This window comes from Mycobacterium sp. 852014-52144_SCH5372336 (genome assembly GCF_001665615.1).
GTDB lineage: Bacteria > Actinomycetota > Actinomycetes > Mycobacteriales > Mycobacteriaceae > Mycobacterium > Mycobacterium neumannii_A.
On the sequence record NZ_LZSW01000057.1, the window covers coordinates 75,919 to 97,455 of the forward strand.

Here is a 21,537-nt window from a genome sequence, read left to right on the forward strand (position 1 = left end):
CGGGCGACGCTAACGTAGTGGGCAATGAGCCACACGAAGGTTTCCAAGCTGTCGAAGACAACGAAGACGATCGCCCTTATCTCAGCCGGCGTCGTCGCACTCGGGGGCTGCGGCCGTGACGAGGAGCCCCAACCGGTGGTGCAGCCGCCCACCACCCAGGCGGGGGTGTCGCAGGCCGCCGTCGAGTTCGCCAGGTCGCTCGCCCAGCGCACCTCCGCCGATGCGATGTACCAGCATCTGGTCCGGTTGCAGGAGATCGCCGACGACAACGAAGGTAATCGTGCACTGGGCACACCGGGTTACGACGCCAGCGTGGATTACGTGGCTGACATCCTGCGTGACAAGGGGTTTGAGGTCCAGACGCCGGAGTTCGAGGTGCGGCTGCCGTTCGCCGACGAACCCGCGCTGACCGTCGGCGGCGACGCGGTCAAGGCCAGACCGTTGAACTTCACGATCGGCACACCGCCGGGCGGGGTGTCGGGCCCGCTTGTGCTCGCCCGCGTCGAGGACTCCCCGGGCTGCACGGTCTCCGACTACGACGGCTTGCCCGTCGAGGGCGCCGTCGTGCTCGTCGACCGTGGCAAGTGTCAGTTCGCCGAGAAGGAGGAGGCCGCCGCCGAACGCGGCGCGGTGGCTCTGCTCGTCGCCAACAGCGAGGACAACGATGAGATGGGCGGCACCCTCGGCGAGGACACGGAGGCGACCATCCCGGTCGTCAGCATCACCAAGGCGGAGGGCGATCGGCTACGGGCCGAACCGGGAGACGTCACCCTCAAGCTGAATGCGGGTGTGCGCAAGGAGCGGACCCGCAACGTCATCGCCCAGACCCGAACGGGCGACACCGCAAACGTCGTGATGGCCGGTGCGCATCTGGACAGCGTCCCGGAGGGGCCGGGCATCAACGACAACGCGTCCGGTGTGGCGGCCGTGCTCGAGTCCGCAGTGCAGTTGGGCGGTTCCCCCGACGTTCAGAACGCGGTACGGTTCGGTTTCTGGGGTGCGGAGGAGGTCGGGTTGTTCGGATCGAACAACTATCTGGAGTCGCTGGATGTCGATGCCCTCAAGGACATCTCGCTCTATCTGAACTTCGACATGGTGGGCTCTCCGAACCCCGGCTACTTCACCTATGACGGGAATCAGTCCCTGCCGCCCGACGAGGAGGGCGCGATCGCCCGGGTGCCGGAAGGGGCCGCGGGCGTGGAACGCACGCTGGTGGACTACCTCGACGCGGCCGGAAAACCAGCCGAGGACACCAGCTTCGACGGTCGCTCCGACTACGACGCGTTCACCCTGGCCGGCATCCCGGCCGGTGGCACCTTCTCGGGCGCCGAGGCCAAGATGACGCCCGAGCAAGCCGAGCGGTGGGGCGGTGAGGCGGGTCAGCCGTTCGACCCCAACTACCACAAGGAATCGGACACCCTGCAGCACATCGACCGCACCGCACTCGGTATTCACGGGGCGGGCGTGTCCTACGCCGTCGGTATCTACGCCCAGGACCAGGGCGGGCCGAACGGAATCCCCACGCGCGATCTGCGCGTCCGTCACCCGCTCGCATCATGAAAAGATGGGCGGCCTCCCTCCGTTTGGTCGGCGTGGCGGGAGTCGTGATCGGAGTCGTCATTGGGGTCGTCGCCGCCATGACCTCGTGCTCATCGCCGGAGCCGGCGCCGCCGTCGCCACAGGAGATAGCGGACAAGGTCACCGCCGACGCGATGTTCACCCACCTGCAGAAACTGCAGCAGATCGCCGACACCAACGGCGGTAACCGCGCCAACGGCAAACCCGGATACGACGCCACCGTCGACTACGTCGCACAGTTCCTGCGCGACAAGGGATTCGACGTCCAGACCCCTGAGTTCGAGCTGCTCGACCGCAGTGTGGGCGGCAATCCGTCGATGCGGGTGAGCGGGCGCGAATATCCGGTCGACCAGGCCTCCTTGCTGATCACCACGCCGCGCGGCGGGCTGAACGCCGTGACCCTTCGCCCGGCGAAGGCCGCCGGTTGCCGGACCGCCGACTACGACGGCACCTCGGTGCGGGGCGCGATCGCCATCGTCGACGACACGGGCTGCTCGGTGGTCGCCAAACAGAACGCGGCCGTGTCGGAGGGCGCCGTCGGCCTGCTCGTCGTCAGCTCGCCCGGCGGCGGCGGGAGCCCGGCGGGCCTGTTCACGCCCGGCTACTACCAGGACCTGACCGTTCCCGTCGGGGTCATCGGCCGCGAAGCCGACGCCGCCCTGCGGCGAACCTCGGCGCCGGTACGCCTCGTGCTCGACCGTAAGCCGGTCATGAAGAAGACCCGAAACCTCGTGGCGCAGACCAAGACCGGGGACACCCGTAACGTCGTGCTCGCGGGTGCGCACCTGGACAGCTCGGCAGCCAGCCCCGGAGTGAACGACGATGGAACGGGTATCGCGGCGCTGCTGGAAGCTGCTGCGGCACTGGGTCCGCAGCCACCGGTCACCAACGCCGTCCGCTTCGTGTTCTGGGCGTCTGAGGAGAACGGGCTGGCCGGACCGACCAGGTATGTGCAAGGGCTCTCGCCCGACGAACTCGGAGACATCGCACTGTATCTGGGCTTCGACATGCTCGGTTCACCGAATGCCGGCTACTTCACCTACGACGGTGACCAGTCCGCGACCCCCAACCCGGCCATCCCCGCGCGGTCGGTGCCCGCGGGTTCGGCCGGTATCGAGCGGATGCTGGCCGGCTATCTCAACACGGCGGGCGTGCGGCCCGCGGACATGCCGCTGAGCGAATTCACCGACTACTACCCGTTTCTCGCTGCCGGCGTGCCGGTCGGCGGCCTGACTGCCGGTTCGTCACAACGTAAGAGCGAGATACAGGCTCGGCTTTGGGGCGGGCGGGCAGGTGTCCCCTTCGACCCGAACTACCGCACCAAGCGCGACACCGTCGAGAACGTCAACCGCGACGCGCTGTCGGTCCTGGGGCCTGCGGTCACCTATGCCGTGGCGACCTACGCGAGGTCGGTCGACGGCGTCAACGGTGTTCCGCCCCGGGACCAACGACAGCGGGCCGCTCGCTAGCCTGCCGGAATCCCAACAGCCGCATGCCGTGATAGACCGCCAGGGCCGCTATCGAACCCAGCGCGATTCCGGTGAAGGTCAAGGTGCCTGCGTGCCAGGTGAAGTCGGCGATGCCGATGATCAGCGGGATGGCCGCGGTCATCTGATTGACCGGCCGGGAGAAGTCGACCCGGTTGGTCAACCAGATCCGGACTCCCAGCACTCCGACGAGGCCGTAGAGCACCACGGTCGCCCCACCGAGCACGCCGGCGGGTATCGCCGAGATCGCCGCGCCGATCTTCGGGCACAGCGAGAGCAGGATCGCCACGGCGCCCGCAACCCAGTACGCCGCAGTGGAATACACCCGCGTCGCCGCCATCACGCCGATGTTCTCGGCGTATGTGGTGGTCGCAGAGCCGCCACCGAAACCGGCCAGCGTGGTGGCCACACCGTCGGCGGCCAGTGCCCGGCCCATCACCGGGTCGACATCGGTGGCGGTCATCTGGCCGACCGATTTCACGTGCCCGATGTTCTCGGCGACCAAGGCGATCACCGCGGGCAGAAACATCGGCAACACCGCGACGGTGAACGTCGGCGCCTGGAACTCCGGCAGCCCGAGCCACGGGGCGGCGGCGATCGGTGCGGTGTCGATCTCACCGAGCACCAGCGCGAGCAGGTATCCCCCAAAGCCGGCCAGGAAGATGGCCAGCCGGCCGATGATGCCGCGGAAGAACGCCAGCGTCGCCACCAGGAGCACCAGGGTGACGAGCCCGACCACCGGACCCTGTTCGAAGTTGGCTTTGGCCGAGGGCGCCAGGTTGAAGCCGATCAGCGCGACGATCGCGCCGGTGACCACCGGGGGAAGTGTGACGTCGAGCCAGTGCGTGCCGACCAGATGGACCAGGCCGCCGATCGCCACCAGTGCGAGACCGACCGCCACGAGTCCGCCGAGGGCGCTCCCCGTTCCGTGCGAGGCGACCGCCGCGGTGACCGGTGCGATCACCGAGAAGCTCGAACCCAGGTAGCTGGGCAGTCGGTTGCCGGTGATGAGCAGGAACAGCACCGTCCCGACGCCCGAGAACAACAGCGTCGTCGCCGGTGGGAAGCCGGTGAGGACGGGGACCAGGAAGGTGGCGCCGAACATGGCCACGACGTGCTGGGCGCCGAGTCCGATCGTCCGGCCCCAGCCGAGCCGTTCGTCGGGTGCCACGACGAAGTCATCGCCGGGGTCGGCGTCGACGCGCTTCCAGCTCAGCTCGATCACGGTCTAAGACGGTAAGCCAGCGCGCCCGCGAGCACCACGCAAGCGCCGGCCAGGACCGACGTTCCCGGAAGCAGCAACGCCAGGACCACACAGCCCGCCAGCCCGACCGCCGGCACCGTTCGGCGGCCGAGGGTCCAGGCCGAGGCGTTGGCGATCGCGTAGTAGACGAGGACGGTGAATGACGAGAAGCCGATCGCGGTGCGGAGGTCCACGGTGGCGGCGAGTGCGGCCACAACGACGCCGACGACGACCTCGGCGCGGTGTGGGCTGCCGAATCTCGGGTGCACGCGCGACAGCGTGTGCGGCAGGTGGCGGTCGCGCGCCATCGCCAGCGTCGTGCGCGACACCCCGAGGATGAGCGCCAGCAGTGACCCGAGGGCGGCCACCGCGGCGCCGACCCGCACGACAGGCTCCAGTGCCGGGAAGCCGGCCGAGGTCACCGCGTCGGCGAGCGGTGCGGCTGCCGAAGCTGTTGCCGCGCTTCCTAATTCAGCGACGACAGCGGCAGCGACGAGAGTGTACACCGCGAGCGTGATGGCCAGAGCGAGCGGTATCGCGCGCGGGATGGTGCGGGCGGGGTCGCGGACCTCTTCGCCCAGCGTCGCGATCCGTGCATAGCCCGCGAACGCGAAGAACAACAGTCCTGCGGCCTGCAGCACGCCGGCGACGGAGACCTCGGCGCCGGGCGACAGGCGGGCCAACTCGACCTCCCCGAAACCGAGGATGGTGACCACCACGGTGCCCAGCACCGCCAGAACCAGGGCGACGATGACGCGCGTCAGCAGCGCCGACTTACGGATGCCCGCGTAGTTCAGTGCGGTCAGTGCGGCGACCGCCCCGACCGCGACGCCACGGGCCGCCTCGGGCCACACGTAGTAGCCGACGGTGAGCGCCATCGCCGCGCACGACGCGGTCTTGCCGACGATGAAACTCCACCCCGCGGTGTAACCCCAGAACCGGCCGAGCCGCTCACGCCCGTAGACGTAGGTGCCGCCGGACTCGGGGTACCGCGCGGCCAGCCGGGCCGACGAGGTGGCGTTGCAGTAGGCGACGACGGCGGCGACCGCCAGCCCGATCAGCAGGCCCGAACCGGCCGCCGCGGCGGCGGGCCCGACGGCGACGAAGATGCCCGCGCCCAGCATCGAACCCAGCCCGATGACGACCGCGTCGAAGGTGCCGAGCCGGCGGGGCAGCGCAGGACCGGCCGGCGTGCTCACGCCGGAATGCTAGATCAGGCGTTGTTGTGGTGCGGATGCAACGACTCGCGGGCGGAGGTCGTCGCGGAGGCGACAAGCGCCACGAGCAGCCCGGCACCGCCGAGCAGCGCCAGCGGCACCGTCCACAGCCGTCGCATCAGCAGCGCCGACTCACACTGCTCGACGTAGTTCGTGTCGCCGCCGGCCGCGGCCGCCTGGGACAGGTCGCTGAGGTACCCGGTTCCACATTTGACCTGCCAGCCGTACTGGTCGTAGCTGTCCAGGAAGACCGGAAAGTTCAGCGCCAGCAGGGCGGCGCCCAGCACGACGGCGGCGATGATCCCGGTCCATGCGAGACGGTGGTGGTGGTCGGACACTGTGTTCCCCCGTTCATGTCATACACACGTCAGCGAACAGCAGCACCGGCCATGAGGCGATCGACCCCAGATACGAAACGACCAGGTCGGCGCCGGTCATGCCGTGCAGGTGGTCGGTGTGGGTGGTCGACCAGAACACGCCGACCAGCAGGTACGGCGTGCCGAGGACGAGCGCCACCACGATCAGCTCACCGATCGTGACCTGAAAGCCCAGAAGCTTGCGGAGCCCGCCGAACACACCATTATGTTAATCGCCATTCCGTGTGGTCTGGCAAGTTCGGAGCGATACCGACAGCAGTACTGGACCGGTGTGGCGGGGCTCGGTCCGATATCGTGTCTGCCATGTCGCGCACTCGGCCGGCGAGCGGTGACGCGGTCCGGCGCCGGCCGAAAGACCGAAAAGCCCAGATCGCCCGGGCATCCGCCGAGGCGTTCAGCACCCTGGGCTTCTACGGCGTGAGCATGGAGTCGATCGCATCGCGGGTGGGAATCTCGGCGGCCGCCCTCTACCGGCACTACGCGAGCAAGTACGACCTGTTCCGCGACGCCGTGCTCAGTCTGGGCCAGCAGCTGGTGGATGCCACCGCGTTCATCGACGAGGCCGATCTCGAGCACCCCGAAGCAGAACTGCGCCGGGTGGCCGCGGCGCTCATCGAGACCGCAATGGCTAACCGGGAGTCGGGCGGGCTGTACCGCTGGGAGGGGCGGTATCTGCGCGGCGACGACCAAGCGTCGCTGATCGCGCAGATGCGTACCGTCAACCGCCGCATCCAACGCCCCATCTGTGCCATGCGTCCGGATCTGACCTCCCATCAGCGCTGGACGTTGTCCATCGCGGTCCTGTCGGTCACCGGCAGCATCGTCGACCACCGGGCGAAGCTGCCCGCCGGCCAGGTGCGGGCGCTGCTGTCCGATCTCGCGACAGCGCTGGCCGCCACCGAGTTGCCCCACGGCGACGACGTCGCCGAGCAGCCGGTGGCACCCGTTCCCACCGCCGTCGAGCCGTCGCGATATGAAGCGCTGCTCAACGAATCCATGCGCTTGTTCAACATCAAGGGATACCGCGACACGGGCATGGAGGACATCGCCGCGGCCGTCGGCATGCCCGCGTCGGGGATCTACCGGTACTTCGCGGGCAAGAGCGACATCCTGGCCGCTGTGTTCCGACGGGCGGCCGACCGGCTCTCCGACGAGCTGACCGCGATCACCGCTGCCAACGCCGACCCCGAGGACGCCCTCACCGCGGTCATCGACGCCTACGTGGCCAGGTCGTTCGCACATCCCGAACTCGACTACGTCTACTACACCGAGCGGCTGCACATGTCGCCGACGGATCAGAAGATCCTGCGAAACATGCAGCGCACCACCGTGGAATCGGTGGTCGAGTTGGTGGTCGCCGTGCGCCCGGAGTGGACGCCGAGCCAGGCCCGATTCGCCGTGCACGCGGCCATGGCGTTGGTGATCGACCTGGGCCGGCTGATGCGGTACGCGAACTCGCCGCAGAACCGGGCGGTTCTGCAGCGGCTGCTGGACGTTACGCTGTTGGGTCGCTACCGGTTACGCGCGACGTTGCCCGCCAAGTAGGCGAGGTAGCCGAGCGTTCCGAGGGCCGCGACTTTGCGGGTCTTGCGGGCGGCCAACCCAAGTCCCAACGCCGTCTCGATACCGCCGTTGACATAAATGAACTGGCGGGTGTTGCGCGGGAACGCCTGCACCGTCACCGATTCGAACAGCTCCGGTTTGACGAAGTGGCTGAGCCCGACCCCGGCCAGGCCCAGGCCGGCCAACGTGGCCGCACGCGAACCGCTGCTCGATTCCTGAAGTGACACAGTCGGTGTTCCTCTCTGCTCACGCAATCCGATAGTCGCTCAGAGGATACTGTGACGCCTCTCTGATGGCTCTGCGGGTCGATACCGGCTGCAGCAGTGTGGCTTCGCCGTTCGGGTCGAAATAGTACGAACGTGAACCCGCGCAGTTGCCGGCCATGAACACCGAGTTGCCCATGAGCTTGGTCATCCGGTCCAGGTACCGAGCGTTGGCTTCCTCGGTGATTTCGAACGTCGTCGCGCCCCGGCGCTTCATCTCGCCGAACAGCCGATCCATGTGGCGCATCTGGTATTCCATCGTGTTGAAGAAGTTCAACCCGAGGAAGGCGTAAGGGCTCGCCATACTCAGATAGTTGGGGAAATAGGGCACCGTGACGCCCTGATAGGCCTGAAACCTCGTGTCGCGCCACCACTTGCCCAGGTTGCGCCCTTTGCGTCCGATGATCTCGATGGCCGGGAAGTTCGCCTCCCACAGGTCGAAGCCCGTCGCCAGTATGAGCGTGTCGATCTGGGTCTTCGTTCCGTCGGCGGCGACGACGCAGTCGGGTTCGATGCGTTCGATCCCCGAATCTTGAAGGTGCACATTGGGTTTCGTGAACGCACGGTTGTAGCTGTTGGAGAACGTCGGGCGTTTGCAGCCGAAGTCGTAATCCGGGGTCAACTTCTTGCGGAGTTCGCGATCGCGCACGGAGAAGAACCGGTGCATCTTGGCCACGTCGGATGCCGCGATGTTGAGGCGGCGAAACAGGAGCTGTCGGTGGCGCAGCCCGACGAAGAGAAAGAACTCGTAGATCGCGTCGGTCACAGCCCGAAGCGCGCGCTGCGTCAATGGGATCCGGGCGAACAGTCGCTTGAGGGCGCCGGGGATCGCGAAGTCGAGCCTGGGTACCACCCAGACCGGCGTTCGCTGGTAGACGGTCAGGTCAGCCGCCTTCTTCGCCAACTCCGGAATCAGCTGCACCGCGGTCGCGCCGGTGCCGATGATCGCTGCCCGGCGGCCCTCGAGGTCGTATGTGTGGTCCCACGCGGTGGTGTGCATGATCTTGCCCGCGAAGCTCGTGATCCCCGGGATGTCGGGTGTGTGCGGCTGCGACAGGAACCCGGTGGCCGTGATCAGGAAGCGCGCCGACAGCGTGTCACCACCGGCCAGCGTGACCCGCCACACCTCGGCTTCCTCGTCCCAACAGGCACCTTCGACGAGCGTGTTGAACCGCATGTGCCGACGTACGTCGTACTTGTCGGCGACGTGGGCCGCGTACTGCTTGATCTCGTCGCCGGTGGAGTACAGCCGTGACCAGTTCGGGTTGGGCTCGAAGTAATACGAGTACGTGGTCGTCGGCACATCGACGGCCAACCCGGGGTAGCGGTTGACGTGCCAGGTGCCCCCTAGGTCGTCCTCGCGATCGAGGACGACGAAGTCCTGATATCCCATCCGCTTGAGCTGGATGGCCGCGCCGATCCCCCCGAAACCTGCGCCCACGATGACGGCGTCGAGTAGTTCCGAAGTCATAGGAAAAACGGTACCGCAGCGACCAGGCAGTATCGGGGAGGCGTCAGCCCTTTAGCGAGCCGGTCCTCGGCGGATCGAGCGTCGCAATGCAGGTCACGGCCCGGTCACCCTGCTCCCAGGTTTCGGCCGTGGGATAGAGCACATACAGCTGAACGGAACTGTCCGTCATCGCGTCCGGTGCGTAAGCAGCCAGTTCGGGGCTGCATTTCTCGGCATAGGCGTCGATCGCCGCCTGGCCGGGGAAGTCGCCGTCGGGCATCTGAAGGACGGCGAAGACCTCACCGGCGTGGGTCTCGTCACACCCGACCGTCTTCACCGTCAGCACGCGGGTATTGGCGGGTATCTCGGCCAGGCAGTCGCCTTGCTTGACATCGGTCGCGGTCACCGTGCCGCTGCCGATGAGGAAGTACACCAGTAACGCCACCACGGCAACGGCCACCCACAGCGCCGACAGCACCAGGCCCGCGATCGCCAAACCGCGGCCGCCCTGACCCTCCCTGGCCTTCTTCAAACCGACGATGCCGCATACGACGCTGATGAGAACGCCGCCCAGCAGGCCGAAGACCAACGAGACGATGGCCCACCAGTTCGTGGGGCGCTGTTGGGGTGGCGCGTAATAGGACCCCTGCTGCGCGTACGGGGGCGGCGGCGGTGGCGGGTAGTTCGCTGGGGGAGGCGGCGGAGGGTGCACAGGTCCGGACGGCGGGTACGGATTGGATGGCTGCCCGCCATGAGACGGCGGTGGTCCGTACGGCGGCGGTCCGTACGGCGGGGGAGGGCCCGGCGGGGTTGTCACGCGGCAACCGTATCGTGGCCACCGCCTTCTAGCTGCGGATCGAACCCCACCGCTCGTTCTTGGCCATCGCGACGCACACCACCGACCGCGCCCCCTGCGACCAGGCTTGCGCGCTCGGATAACCGATGGCGAGCCGAAAGGTCGGTCCCTCCGGGATATTCGGCGCGTAGTCGAAGAACTTTCCGCTGCACTGGTCGCCGACCCTTCTCAGAGCGTCCTCGCCCGGGTACTCCCGCGCATCGGGTGCGCGCACGATCGCGAACACCTCCCCGTAGTGGGGCCCGTCGCAGTCGACTCGTTTGACTTCGTTCGGCAGAACGTCGGACTCACGCGTGCGCACACAATCTCCGAGCGCAAGGAGGTCGGCGCGCACCAGGGTCGTCATGCGTGGCTGGACGATGTAGAACCATCCGATCGCCGCCAGGGCGCCGACACCGGCCACGACGACCGCGACGATCACCCAGTGGCTAGGACGCACCCATCAACCGTAGTGCCGCATCGACCGCCAGCGCAGGCACATCGAGTGTCTTGGAGGCCAGATCGTGCCGGGCGCCGGTGATCTCGACGACTTCCGCGGGTGCGCCGATCAAGGCAGCCGCGGGCCGGAGTTCGTCGATCGAGCCGAACGGGTCGGCGGTACCGTGGGTGAACACCGTCGGTACCGCGATGCGCGGAAGATGTTCGGTGCGTACACGTTCCGGCTTGCCGGGCGGATGCAGCGGATACGAGAACAGTGTCAGCACGTCGATGTCGGCAACCCCGTCGGCCACCGCCATCGATGTCATCCGCCCGCCGTAGGAGTGCCCGCCCGCGATGACGGGGCCGTCGGCGAGCGTGCGGGCGACGTCGATGGCCTCGATGACTCCTTCCTGGTCGACCTTGGCGGATCCAGACGGCGGGCCCTTGGGCCGGCGGCGCCGGTAGGGCAGGTTGTAGCGCACCGCAAGCCAACCGCGTCCGGCCCACTCGTCACAGAGCCTCTTGAGTAGCAGTGCTTCCCTGCTGCCGCCGGCGCCGTGGGTGAGGACGACGACACCGGCGGGTTCGGCGTCGGGTTCGTGGGCGACACCCGCGATCGGTTCGAGGTTCACTCGATGAGCCTGAACAGCGCCGACACCGGGCCGTGACCGCGTCCCAACGGGTAAGCGGCACGCAGACATTCGGTGACCCAGCGTTTACCGAACGCGACGGCGTCGGGTACCGAATAGCCGTGTGCCAGCGCGCTGGCGATGGCTGCGGCCAACGTGTCACCGGCGCCGTGGTCGTGGCCGGTGTCGATGCGCGTGGCGTCGAATTCGTGGAACTCGGTGCCGTCGAACAGCAGATCGGGGCTCTGCGCCGACGCTCGCAGGTGGCCTCCCTTGACCAGTGCCCACTGCGGTCCGAGTGCGTGCAGTGCGCGGGCCGCCTCCCGCTGGGATGGGGGGTCGATGACCTCGATGTCGGTGAGCAGGCGCACCTCGTCGAGGTTCGGTGTCACCAATGTCGCCAGCGGAAACAGCTGTGCCCGCAGTGAATCCAGCGCACTGGGATGCAAAAGGGGATCACCGTGCATGGAGGCGCACACAGGGTCGACGACCAAGGGCACCGAACCGGCCATGCCCTGTGCGCGCCAGGTTTCGGCGACGGTGTCGATGATCTCCGACGACGCCAGCATCCCCGTCTTGGCTGCCTGCACGCCGATGTCGGAGGCCACGGCTTCGATCTGTCCCGCGATGACGTCGAGGGGAATCTCGTGAAAACCCTTGACCCCGACCGAGTTCTGAACGGTGACGGCGGTGACCGCAACCAGGCCGTGCACCGCGAGCAGAGCGAACGTGCGCATGTCGGCCTGGATTCCCGCGCCTCCGCCAGAATCGGATCCGGCGATCGTCATCACCCGCACCGGGGTGGTACGGGGCGGCGGCAGTGGCAGGTAGCTCATGCCAGCGGCAGGTACACGCGGTTGCCGTGTTCGGCGAATTCGCGTGACTTCTCGGCCATCCCCATCTCCATCGCGGCTTCGATCGCCTCCTCGCTGTCGAGCCCGTGCTTGGCAGCGTAATCGCGGACGTCCTGCGTGATGCGCATGGAACAGAACTTCGGCCCGCACATTGAGCAGAAGTGTGCGGTCTTGGCCGGTTCGGCGGGCAGCGTCTCGTCGTGGAACGCGCGGGCGGTGTCGGGATCCAGCGACAGTGCGAACTGGTCGTGCCAGCGGAACTCGAAGCGTGCGCGGGACAGCGCGTCGTCGCGTTCCTGAGCGTGGGGGTGTCCCTTGGCGAGATCAGCGGCGTGCGCGGCGATCTTGTAGGCGATGACGCCATCCTTGACGTCTTTGCGGTCGGGTAGGCCGAGGTGTTCCTTCGGCGTCACGTAACAGAGCATGGCGGTGCCGGCCTGCGCGATGATCGCGGCGCCGATGGCGCTGGTGATGTGGTCATAGGCCGGTGCGATGTCGGTCGCCAGCGGGCCCAGCGTGTAGAACGGCGCCTCCTCGCACCACTCCTCCTCGAGCCGGACGTTCTCGACGATCTTGTGCATCGGCACATGGCCGGGACCCTCAATCATCACCTGCACACCATGCGATTTCGCGATCTTGGTGAGCTCGCCGAGCGTACGCAGCTCGGCGAACTGGGCGGCGTCGTTGGCGTCGGCGATCGAGCCGGGCCGCAGGCCGTCACCGAGTGAGAACGTCACGTCGTAGCGCTGCAAGATCTGGCACAGCTCATCGAAGTGGGTGTACAGGAACGATTCCCGGTGGTGTGCCAGGCACCATGCGGCCATGATGGAACCGCCGCGACTGACGATTCCGGTGACACGCTTGGCCGTCAGCGGAACGTAACGCAGTAGCACGCCGGCGTGCACGGTCATGTAGTCCACGCCCTGTTCGCACTGTTCGATCACGGTGTCGCGGTACAGTTCCCACGTCAGAGCGGCCGGGTCGCCGTTGACTTTCTCGAGGGCCTGGTAGATCGGAACCGTGCCGACCGGCACCGGGGAGTTGCGCAGGATCCACTCCCGAGTCATGTGGATGTCGCGGCCGGTGGACAGGTCCATGATCGTGTCGGCGCCCCACCGGGTGGCCCACACCATCTTGTCGACCTCTTCGGCGATTGAACTGGTCACCGCCGAATTACCGATGTTGGCATTGACTTTCACCGCGAAGGCCTTGCCGATGATCATCGGCTCGGTCTCGGGGTGATTGTGGTTCGCGGGTATGACGGCCCTGCCCGCCGCGACCTCGTCGCGGACCAGCTCGACAGGGACTCGCTCGCGGGCGGCGATGAACGCCATCTCGGCGGTGATCTCGCCGGCAAGGGCCCGCTGCAGCTGCGTTCCGCGGTCGCGCACCACGCCCGGGCGCGCGGGCAAGCCCGCCTGCAGGTCGAGGGTTGCTGTCGGGTCGGTATACGGACCGGAGGTGTCGTAGAGGTCGAGATGCTCGCCGTTGGTCAGGTGCACCCGGCGCAATGGGACCTTCGCGCCGGGCACTTCGTCGAGCTCTCGATACACCTTCGTGCTGCCCTGGATCGGGCCGGTGGTGACGGACGGATTGACAGGACTGTTTGCGACGTGCGTCATTCGAGCTATCTCCCTACGCCGGCATTACCCGGTCAGGTTCGTACGGTCGACGGGCCCACCCGTCCTCTCAGCGCGCTGGTGCGCGCTCCCGTGTGTGGACACCTGTCACGCTAGCGCAGACGCGGAGGAATCGGGAAGGGGCGACGGGAGAATCGTCGGAAGTGGACCGTCGCGGTCACCCCAGTTCGATCAACACCGGGGCGTGATCGCTGGGGGTGCCGATGCGGTCCTTGCCGCTCTTGCGTTCCTCGCGGACGATCTCGGCGTGCGTGACGCGGTCGGCGAGCGCGGGTGAGCCGAGGATGAAGTCGATGCGCATGCCGCGGTTCTTCGGGAACCGCAGCTGTGTGTAGTCCCAATAGGTGTAGACCCCCGGTCCGGGAGTGAACGGCCGCACCACATCGGCGAAACCCGCTTCCACCACCGCGTTGAACGCCTCGCGTTCTGGAGCGGTGACGTGGGTGCTGCCTTGGTAGAACTCGACGCTCCAGACGTCCTCGTCGGTCGGCGCGATGTTCCAGTCCCCGACGAGCGCGATCTGCGCGGCCGGATCATCGGACAACCGCTTGTGTGCCGTATTGCGGAGCGCGGCAAGCCATTCCAGCTTGTACGCGTAGTGCGGCGAGCCGACGAACCGGCCGTTCGGCACGTACAGGCTCCACACCCGGACTCCGTTGCAGGTGGCACCGAGGGCGCGGGCTTCCGCGGCCGCCTCCGCCTCGGGCTTGTCGCTCCAGGTCGGCTGATCGTCAAAGCCCACCTGCACATCCTCGATACCGACGCGGGACGCGATCGCCACGCCGTTCCACTGGTTGAAGCCGCAGTGGGTCACCTCGTAGCCGGCGGCCAGGAACGGCATGACCGGGAATTGCTCGTCGTTGCACTTGGTCTCCTGCATCGCCAGCACGTCGACGTCGGCCCGCTCGAGCCAGTCGGTGACCCGTTCGACCCGAGCCCGAATCGAGTTGACGTTCCAGGTGGCGATCCGCATGGCTTACAGGCTACGAGCGTCGACATAACGGCTGCGGTGCTGCTTCTGGAAACCCATCGACCTGTAGAGGCCGAGAGCCACCGCGTTGTCGACCAGCACCTGCGCGTAGCCGCCGGTCGCACCCCGTTGGGCCCCCCAACCCAACAGCGTCGAACACAGTGCGCGCGCCAGACCCGCACCGCGGGCCCGCTCGTCGACCCGCACCGCCGACAGCCCGACCCAGCGCCGGCCGCACGGCGCCGTCGTCACGGCGGCCCTGCCGACGGCCGCACCGGGGATCGTCGCGAATGCGACCTCACCGTCGATGACGGCGGTCAGTACGTCGACAGGCACGGCGCGGCGGTACAGGTGCAGCCATGCGGCGTCGGGTGTCGTGGTCAGGGTCACGCGTTCGTCGACCACCGTGTCGCTCAAATCGCTTGTCAAGACCTCGGTCTCGAGGTGCGGCGACTTTGCGATCAGGCGGAACAGCCGATCGGGTATGGAAAGCCACGGCGTCAGCCCTCGCTCGCCGTACCAGCTGATGATCGTTGGAATGGCCGTGGCGTCGGCGTCAAAGCCCAGCGGGACAGCGGAATTACCGCGGTGCGTGTGGCCTCCTGAGGCGCGCAGCAGCCAGCCGCCCAGCCATTTCTGATCGACACCCGGCCACGCCAACGCCGCCGCGTGTTCGACGTTGCGGATGTCGGCGGTGCGCACTGGTGCGGCGGGCAGCTTCTTGATGGCGACGACATCGCCGAGGTCTACCCGTACGACGACCCCCCGTTTGGTCCGAATCCGCAGTGCCGCACCGTTGTCGACGACATGACCGACCACGTCGGTCAGCGGGGGTGTCGAACCGGCCGGCCGCCGGTAACGCACGGTCACCCGTGTGCCGATCGCGGGAAGCGCGGGCACGGTCAGTGACCGAACGGATCGGGGTCCTTACCGGGCATCCACGACAACCCCGGCACCCCCCAGCCGTGCGACTTCACCGCACGCTTGGCGCTGCGCGAATGCCTGCCGACCAAGCGGTCCAGGTAAAGGAAGCCGTCGAGGTGACCCGTCTCGTGCTGCAGCATCCGGGCGAACAGGTCGGTGCCCTCGAGGGTGATCGGATTGCCTTCGGCGTCCAGCCCCGTCACCCTCGCCCAGTCGGCCCGCCCCGTCGGGAACGACTCCCCGGGCACCGAAAGGCAACCCTCGTCGTCATCGTCCGGATCGGGCATGGTCTCGGGAACTTCGGAGGTCTCCAATACCGGATTGACGACCACACCGCGGCGGCGGGTGATGCGACCGCGCACCTCGGCGCAGTCGTAGACGAACACCCGCTTGGAGACGCCGATCTGGTTCGCGGCCAACCCAACCCCGTTCGCCGCGTCCATCGTGTCGAACAGGTCGGCGATCAAATCCGCGAGATCGGCGGGCAGCGAACCGTCCTCACCGACCGGGACCGGCTCGGTGGCTGTGTGCAGGACGGGATCTCCTACGATGCGTATCGGAACGACTGCCATAGTCGAAAATCTTAAGTCGGCAATCCTTGCTGCCCGACTCGCGGGCATGTCGAACCGCTCATCAGCCCATCACGTGGTTGAATGAGCGCCGAACCACAGCGATGTCATTCAAGTTGTCGGAAGGGTCCAAGAGCCAGATGGACGGCGCGATCGCGCGGACTGAACAATCCGGAGACAACTCTGAACTCTCCGACGGGCTGACTCGACGCGAGCACGACATTCTCGCGTTCGAGCGGCAGTGGTGGAAATACGCGGGCTCCAAGGAAGACGCCATCAAGGAGCTGTTCTCCATGTCGGCCACCCGCTACTACCAAGTGCTGAACGCGCTCGTCGACCGACCCGAGGCGCTCGCCGCCGATCCGATGCTGGTCAAGCGGTTGCGGCGACTGAGGGCCAGCAGGCAGAAGGCGCGGGCGGCACGCCGTCTCGGCTTCGACGTCACCTGAGTTTCCCGGGCCGTGAGGCCCGCTCGATAAGGTGGGCGCAATGAACCAGCGAGATTCGTCGGGTCTGCCCCTGCGCGCCATGGTGATGGTGCTGCTCTTCCTTGGCGTCGTTTTCCTGTTGGTGGCGTTTCAGGCGATGGGTTCCGACAGCGACGAGGAGGACACGCCGCCGCTGGCGACCGCGACGACCACCACCGCGACCACGACGTCGGAGGCGCCGGCACCGGCCGATGCCGAGGTCCGGGTCTTCAACATCTCCACCGTTGCGGGCGCGGCCGAGGGCACGGCCGGACGGCTGCGCGAGGCCGGCTGGAACGTCACCGAGACCGGCAACCTCGAACTGGCGGACGTGGCGGCCACCACCGTGTACTTCAGCGACGCGCCCGGCGAGCGGGAGGCCGCAGAAGAGGTGGGACGTCTGCTCGAGGCGCCCGTCGAACCGCGATTGCCCGCACTCGCCGAACAACCGCCGGGCGTCATTGTGGTGGTCACCGGTTAGGCTCGTGCACATGTTCAAGACCGTCGCCGCCGCTGCCTTGTTCGCTGTCCCCGCACTCGCCTTGAGCGCCTGTGCGGCGCCCGAGGAGCCCAGCAACGTGCAGGGCACCCCGCCGCCCGTCTGGACCGGATCTCCGCCTCCGTCGGCCCCGCCGGGTGAGGGCGGTGGTCACGGCGGCGGGCAGGCAGAAGGCCAAGGTCAAGGGCAGGGCGAAGGACAGGGCGCAGGCGAAACGCTCACCGCCGAATTGAAGCTTGCGGACGGCACACCGGTGGCGACCGCTGACATCCAGTTCAGTGGCGGCTACGCGACGATCAGCGTCGAGACCACCACGCCCGGGAGGCTGACGCCCGGCTTCCATGGCATGCACATCCATCAGGTCGGCAAGTGCGAGGCCAACTCGGTCGCGCCCACCGGTGGCGCGCCGGGGAACTTCAACTCGGCGGGTGGGCACTTCCAGGTGCCCGGCCACAGCGGTCATCCCGCGAGCGGTGACCTGACGTCGCTGCAGGTCCGCGAGGACGGTTCGGCCAGGGTCTTGACGACGACCGACGCGTTCACCGCCGAGGAACTCACTTCGGGCGCGGGCACCGCGATCATCATCCACGAGAAGGCGGACAACTTCGCCAACATTCCGCCGGAGCGCTACCAGCAGGTCAACGGTGACCCGCCGCCGGATGCGACCACTCTGGCGACCGGTGACGCCGGATCGCGGGTGGCATGCGGTGTTATCCGTACCGGCTAGCAGCCACATCGATTTCGTCGGCTCGCCCCGACCGACGGTCGGGGTCGAGTGGGAGTTCGCGCTCGTCGACGCGACGACGCGGGACCTGAGCAACGAGGCCACCGCGGTCATCGAGGAGCTCGGCGAGAACAACCCGCGTGTGCACAAGGAACTGCTGCGCAACACCGTAGAGATCGTCACGGGCATCTGCGATTCGGTGCCCGAGGCGATGAACGATCTGCGTTCGACGCTGGTGACCGCCCGCGAGATCGTCCGGGGTCGCGGGATGGAGTTGTTCTGCGCGGGCACGCACCCGTTCGCGAAGTGGTCGCCGGGCAGCCTGACCGACGCCCCCCGCTATGCCGAGCTGATCAAGCGCACCCAGTGGTGGGGCAGGCAGATGCTGATCTGGGGTGTGCACGTGCACGTCGGGGTCCGCTCCGCGCACAAGGTGATGCCGATCAACACCTCGCTGCTCAACCACTACCCGCATCTGTTGGCCCTGTCGGCGTCGTCCCCGTTCTGGGACGGTGAGGACACCGGCTATGCGTCCAACCGGGCGATGATGTTTCAGCAGCTGCCGACGGCCGGGCTGCCGTTCCACTTTCAGTCGTGGGCGGAGTGGGAGCGTTTCGTCTACGACCAGAAGAAGACCGGCATCATCGACCACATGAACGAAATCCGTTGGGATGTCCGGCCTTCGCCGCACATCGGGACGGTGGAGATCCGGATATTCGACGGTGTCTCCAATCTGCGCGAGTTGGGGGCGCTGGTGGCGTTGACGCATTGTCTGGTCGTCGACCTCGACCGGCGGCTCGACGCCGGTGAGTCGCTGCCCACCATGCCGCCGTGGCACGTGCAGGAGAACAAGTGGCGCGCAGCGCGTTACGGTCTCGACGCCATCATCATCCAGGATGCCAACAGCAACGAACGGTTGGTGACCGAGGACCTCGACGAGTTGCTCAACCGTCTCGAACCGGTGGCCGCGTCGCTGCACTGCGCCGACGAACTACGGCACGTCGCCGACATCTACGGGGGCGGCGGGTCGTATCAACGTCAACGCCGCGTCGCCGAGGAGCACGACGGCGACCTGCGCGCCGTCGTCGACGCCCTGGTCGCCGAACTGGAGCTGTAGACGTGGCGGCCATCCCGATGTTCCCGCTGCAGGTGGCGATGCTGCCCGGCGAGGAGCTTCCGTTGCGGATCTTCGAACCTCGTTACAGCGCACTGGTTTCGGACTGTCTGGCCACCGAGGACCCGGCGTTCGGCGTCGTGTTGATCACGGCGGGCAGGGAAGTGGGCGGCGGGGACGTCCGCAGCGACGTCGGCGCGCTGGCACACATCGGCGAGGTCGCCGATTTCGGTGATGGTCGCTACCGCCTCAAATGCGCGGTAGGCGAACGTATTCGGGTCATCGAGTGGCAGCCCGACGACCCGTATCCACGCGCAGCGGTAGAACCGTGGCCCGATCAGCCGGGTGAGCCCGTCGAGGCGGACGCCATCCGCGACGTCGAGGACCGCATGGTCGCGCTGTTCGAACGCATCGCCGCCGCACGCGGGGCCGAGGTCAACGGCCGCGAATTCGTGGCGGGTGCGGACGCGTCCGGCGATGCCGGTAAGTGGTTGTACACGTTGACCTCTCGCCTGCCGATGGGGCAGGCCGACCGCTACGCGGTGCTGGCTGCGCCGACCGTCGCCGAGCGGCTGGCTGCGCTGAGCGACGCCGTCGAGACCGTGACCGCAATGGTCGAGTTCGGCCTGTCGGGGGAGTAGTCATTCCGCGGTGAACTGCTCGTTGCGCAACCGTTCGAGCGCACGCCCGTCGGTGAGTTCGAGGCGATCCTCGGGATGCTTCCAGTAGTGGCGGACCATCCAATACAGCGTGCCGAAGCCGGGCTCGTATCGGTCGGCATTCGGTACGACGATCGGCTTACCGTCGTTGAGCACGAAAATAATTGGATTTCGAGTCCGCTTGTCGGCAACGTCGGCGATATCGACAATGTCAGCCCAACGCGCAGTGCGGGTTCGCAAGATGTCAGCGTGCTCAATGACGTCTGGTCCGATCCGAAGTCGGGCCACGCCACGGCCCCTGAGCATCGCCACCAGGCCGGTCAGTGAGAGAACCAGCAGGGTGATCATCAAGTACCGGTTGACGGTATCCCGCCCAGGCGTCGCGAAAGGGAGCTCCGCGACGCCGCGTGAAACGAACGCGAAATAGCATACCGATCCGATCGCGGCACCGACCAATGTGAGACTCCAACACCAGGCGATAAGCGGATTGACGCGCAGCGTCGTCCCGTGGGTGTCTGACTTGGCGTACTTCGTCGGCGATGAGAACCAGGTCGTGGCGAGCGTAACCAGGGCTCCGGAGAAGAACAACGTCAGTCCACCGGACGTTAACGCCGCAAGAACTGAGCCACGCTGCAGCGCCACCACTGTTTGCGCCACGCTGTAGCCAACCCCGCCTACAAAACCTAAGAGCCCGAACTTCGCCAGGGCTGACAACCTGTTGTCCCAGTTGCGCGGTGGCGGCGGTTTCTCTATGCGCCGCACAGCAGCTCACCGACCTTGGTCCCGACCGACTTCATCCACGCACCGCCAGCGACAGAGCCGCCGACCGCGAGAGCCGGAGCGACACCGGGAAACGGAACCGGACCACCCAACATTGCACCTCCCGCCGCACCGCCGGCATTGCCGACGAGCGCGAATGTACCGGCGAACACCGAAACACACTTGTCGGCGGGCGTGGGGGCGGCGAGGAAGTCATACATCGCCGACATGACACCGAGCGCGGGACCACCGTACTTGGCGCCCGCTCCGACTTTCTCCACGGCGTCCACGGACAACATCGGAATCTTGCCGCCCCCATCGATATGCGTTTCCAATCCCGTGAGGACATCTCCGATGCGGTCCGGGACGGTCTGGACGAGTAGCGGACTATCGGGAGGAAGAACGCCGTGGCGGCCGTCGGGCAAATTGAAAGCCGCAGTGCGCACGCCTTCCGGTGTTTCGTCGGTGACGTATTGCGTTCCGTCCGCCCAATTCATGATCGTCTTCTTGTATCCGCCGGGCGTACGCGTCGAACTAGTCCACGAGATCAGATTGCCGTCGGCGGCGTAGTGGTCATCGGTCGTCATGTCGGGAACGCCGTTCTTGTAGTCCGGTTCGTATTCGGTGATGACGTGCCTACTGCCGTCCTGCATGATCAGTGTCTTCTCGAAGTGGCCCTCATCGTTGTACCGCGACGTCGTCTCGCGGACGGTAGTGGCCATCTGCTCACCACGCACCGTCGCTCGCTGCATGAGCCCAATCGGGTTCCGAGGATCGGGTACATCGTCAGCCGGTCGCTGCGTACCGGGGAGCATCAAGCCCGGCAACCCGCCTGTCGCGGGGGGCGCGAAGCCGAACGGCTTCGCCGCGGCCATCACCTTGTCAGCTGTGCTTGTGTCGGCGTCGCCGACAGCGCCCAACAGTTCATTGATGACGGCCTGCTCGGTCGCAACTTGCTCCATCAACTCGGCGATCTGCTCCGCGCTTTGAGCCCCGGGATCGATCAGCACCACCCACCCCTCCAACACGCTGAGAGGGCCGCGGTCGATTTCATCAGCCTTGTCCAGCAGTGCTTTTCGTGCCGCCCCGATGGTGCCGGCGCTTTCACCGAGGGCGTTGCCGATCACGGTGGTGTAGCGGCTGAACTCCGAGGCGGTCTGGCGCGCGCGACCGAACATTGCCGATGCCGCGTCGTGCGCTTGGCCGGACCACGCCTTGGTCTCGGGCATGCGCTTGAGGTTGTTGTTGATTCGATCCACTGCCCGTTCCACCGAT

24 protein-coding genes and 1 riboswitch are annotated in these 21,537 nt (G+C 67.0%); of the genes, 8 read left to right on the plus strand and 16 right to left on the minus strand.

Annotation, left to right across the window (positions count from 1 at the left end):
• The first annotated feature begins 24 nt into the window (after positions 1-24).
• Both A5759_RS18875 and A5759_RS18880 read left to right on the plus strand, forming a co-directional pair.
• Positions 25-1,560 carry a M28 family metallopeptidase gene (locus A5759_RS18875; protein ID WP_068200317.1) on the plus strand — a complete coding sequence of 512 codons (1,536 nt, stop codon included), beginning with the start codon at positions 25-27 and terminating at the stop codon, positions 1,558-1,560.
• A complete protein-coding gene (locus tag A5759_RS18880; protein ID WP_068200320.1) occupies positions 1,557-3,047 on the plus strand; it encodes a M28 family peptidase in 1,491 nt (496 codons plus the stop codon). The genes A5759_RS18875 and A5759_RS18880 overlap by 4 nt, the downstream gene beginning before the upstream one ends.
• Here A5759_RS18880 and A5759_RS18885 read toward each other — a convergent pair.
• The 4 genes from A5759_RS18885 to A5759_RS18900 are packed head-to-tail and all read right to left on the minus strand — an operon-like array spanning position 3,001 to position 6,101.
• The gene (locus A5759_RS18885) at positions 3,001-4,290 is read right to left on the minus strand and encodes a uracil-xanthine permease family protein (RefSeq protein ID WP_068200322.1); all 1,290 of its coding nucleotides are present in this window, start codon (positions 4,288-4,290) and stop codon (positions 3,001-3,003) included. The two genes, A5759_RS18880 and A5759_RS18885, sit on opposite strands and share 47 nt — an antisense overlap.
• Positions 4,287-5,507, minus strand: a complete 1,221-nt coding sequence (locus tag A5759_RS18890) for an APC family permease (RefSeq protein WP_156616967.1) — start codon at positions 5,505-5,507, stop codon at positions 4,287-4,289. Before A5759_RS18890 ends, A5759_RS18885 begins: the two co-directional genes overlap by 4 nt.
• Positions 5,508-5,521: 14 nt before the next feature.
• A complete protein-coding gene (locus tag A5759_RS18895; RefSeq protein ID WP_066846238.1) occupies positions 5,522-5,863 on the minus strand; it encodes a hypothetical protein in 342 nt (113 codons plus the stop codon).
• A 13-nt stretch (positions 5,864-5,876) separates the two neighbouring features.
• Positions 5,877-6,101, minus strand: a complete 225-nt coding sequence (locus tag A5759_RS18900) for a hypothetical protein (RefSeq protein WP_068200324.1) — start codon at positions 6,099-6,101, stop codon at positions 5,877-5,879.
• Between the two features lie 104 nt (positions 6,102-6,205).
• On the opposite strand from A5759_RS18900, the gene A5759_RS18905 reads away from it, so the two are divergent.
• Positions 6,206-7,447, plus strand: coding sequence for a TetR/AcrR family transcriptional regulator (locus tag A5759_RS18905; RefSeq protein ID WP_068200326.1), 1,242 nt, complete (start codon positions 6,206-6,208; stop codon positions 7,445-7,447).
• Here A5759_RS18905 and A5759_RS18910 read toward each other — a convergent pair.
• The 10 genes from A5759_RS18910 to A5759_RS18955 all read right to left on the minus strand — a co-directional run bounded on the left by A5759_RS18910 (position 7,414) and on the right by A5759_RS18955 (position 16,043).
• Complete coding sequence (locus tag A5759_RS18910; protein WP_068200329.1) at positions 7,414-7,692, minus strand: hypothetical protein; 279 nt, start codon at positions 7,690-7,692, stop codon at positions 7,414-7,416. The genes A5759_RS18905 and A5759_RS18910 overlap by 34 nt on opposite strands.
• A 19-nt stretch (positions 7,693-7,711) precedes the next feature.
• Positions 7,712-9,199: an NAD(P)/FAD-dependent oxidoreductase gene (locus A5759_RS18915; protein WP_068200331.1), complete on the minus strand. Its 1,488-nt coding sequence runs from the start codon at positions 9,197-9,199 to the stop codon at positions 7,712-7,714.
• A 43-nt stretch (positions 9,200-9,242) separates the two neighbouring features.
• Complete coding sequence (locus A5759_RS18920) at positions 9,243-9,995, minus strand: DUF4190 domain-containing protein (RefSeq protein ID WP_064419981.1); 753 nt, start codon at positions 9,993-9,995, stop codon at positions 9,243-9,245.
• 28 nt (positions 9,996-10,023) lie between these two features.
• A complete protein-coding gene (locus A5759_RS18925) occupies positions 10,024-10,473 on the minus strand; it encodes a septum formation family protein (protein ID WP_131805109.1) in 450 nt (149 codons plus the stop codon).
• Positions 10,463-11,086 (minus strand): alpha/beta family hydrolase, encoded by a 624-nt coding sequence (locus tag A5759_RS18930; RefSeq protein WP_068200335.1) that lies wholly within the window; start codon positions 11,084-11,086, stop codon positions 10,463-10,465. The genes A5759_RS18925 and A5759_RS18930 overlap by 11 nt, the downstream gene beginning before the upstream one ends.
• Positions 11,083-11,919, minus strand: a complete 837-nt coding sequence (gene thiD / locus A5759_RS18935; protein ID WP_068200338.1) for a bifunctional hydroxymethylpyrimidine kinase/phosphomethylpyrimidine kinase — start codon at positions 11,917-11,919, stop codon at positions 11,083-11,085. Before thiD ends, A5759_RS18930 begins: the two co-directional genes overlap by 4 nt.
• Positions 11,916-13,559 (minus strand): phosphomethylpyrimidine synthase ThiC, encoded by a 1,644-nt coding sequence (gene thiC / locus A5759_RS18940; protein ID WP_068200343.1) that lies wholly within the window; start codon positions 13,557-13,559, stop codon positions 11,916-11,918. Before thiC ends, thiD begins: the two co-directional genes overlap by 4 nt.
• Positions 13,553-13,661: riboswitch (TPP riboswitch) on the minus strand. (Overlaps the previous gene by 7 nt.)
• 73 nt (positions 13,662-13,734) lie before the next feature.
• Positions 13,735-14,550, minus strand: coding sequence for an exodeoxyribonuclease III (locus A5759_RS18945; protein ID WP_068200346.1), 816 nt, complete (start codon positions 14,548-14,550; stop codon positions 13,735-13,737).
• Positions 14,551-14,553: 3 nt separating this feature from the next.
• Positions 14,554-15,447, minus strand: coding sequence for a GNAT family N-acetyltransferase (locus tag A5759_RS18950; RefSeq protein ID WP_068200349.1), 894 nt, complete (start codon positions 15,445-15,447; stop codon positions 14,554-14,556).
• A 2-nt stretch (positions 15,448-15,449) separates the two neighbouring features.
• Complete coding sequence (locus A5759_RS18955; RefSeq protein ID WP_068200351.1) at positions 15,450-16,043, minus strand: peptide deformylase; 594 nt, start codon at positions 16,041-16,043, stop codon at positions 15,450-15,452.
• Positions 16,044-16,180: 137 nt separating this feature from the next.
• Here A5759_RS18955 and A5759_RS18960 point away from each other — a divergent pair, with 137 nt between their 5' ends.
• The 5 genes from A5759_RS18960 to A5759_RS18980 are packed head-to-tail and all read left to right on the plus strand — an operon-like array spanning position 16,181 to position 19,485.
• A complete protein-coding gene (locus tag A5759_RS18960) occupies positions 16,181-16,489 on the plus strand; it encodes a DUF3263 domain-containing protein (RefSeq protein WP_064351385.1) in 309 nt (102 codons plus the stop codon).
• 40 nt (positions 16,490-16,529) lie between these two features.
• Positions 16,530-16,988 (plus strand): LytR C-terminal domain-containing protein, encoded by a 459-nt coding sequence (locus A5759_RS18965; RefSeq protein WP_197506114.1) that lies wholly within the window; start codon positions 16,530-16,532, stop codon positions 16,986-16,988.
• Positions 16,989-16,998: 10 nt separating this feature from the next.
• The gene (locus A5759_RS18970) at positions 16,999-17,733 is read left to right on the plus strand and encodes a superoxide dismutase family protein (protein WP_068200358.1); all 735 of its coding nucleotides are present in this window, start codon (positions 16,999-17,001) and stop codon (positions 17,731-17,733) included.
• The gene (locus A5759_RS18975; RefSeq protein ID WP_068200632.1) at positions 17,714-18,847 is read left to right on the plus strand and encodes a glutamate--cysteine ligase; all 1,134 of its coding nucleotides are present in this window, start codon (positions 17,714-17,716) and stop codon (positions 18,845-18,847) included. The genes A5759_RS18970 and A5759_RS18975 overlap by 20 nt, the downstream gene beginning before the upstream one ends.
• 2 nt (positions 18,848-18,849) lie before the next feature.
• The gene (locus tag A5759_RS18980; RefSeq protein WP_156616968.1) at positions 18,850-19,485 is read left to right on the plus strand and encodes an LON peptidase substrate-binding domain-containing protein; all 636 of its coding nucleotides are present in this window, start codon (positions 18,850-18,852) and stop codon (positions 19,483-19,485) included.
• On the opposite strand, the gene A5759_RS18985 is transcribed toward A5759_RS18980, so the two are convergent.
• A complete protein-coding gene (locus tag A5759_RS18985; protein WP_156616969.1) occupies positions 19,486-20,265 on the minus strand; it encodes a hypothetical protein in 780 nt (259 codons plus the stop codon).
• The gene (locus tag A5759_RS18990; RefSeq protein WP_082962197.1) at positions 20,253-21,521 is read right to left on the minus strand and encodes a hypothetical protein; all 1,269 of its coding nucleotides are present in this window, start codon (positions 21,519-21,521) and stop codon (positions 20,253-20,255) included. The genes A5759_RS18985 and A5759_RS18990 overlap by 13 nt, the downstream gene beginning before the upstream one ends.
• Positions 21,522-21,537: the final 16 nt, after the last annotated feature.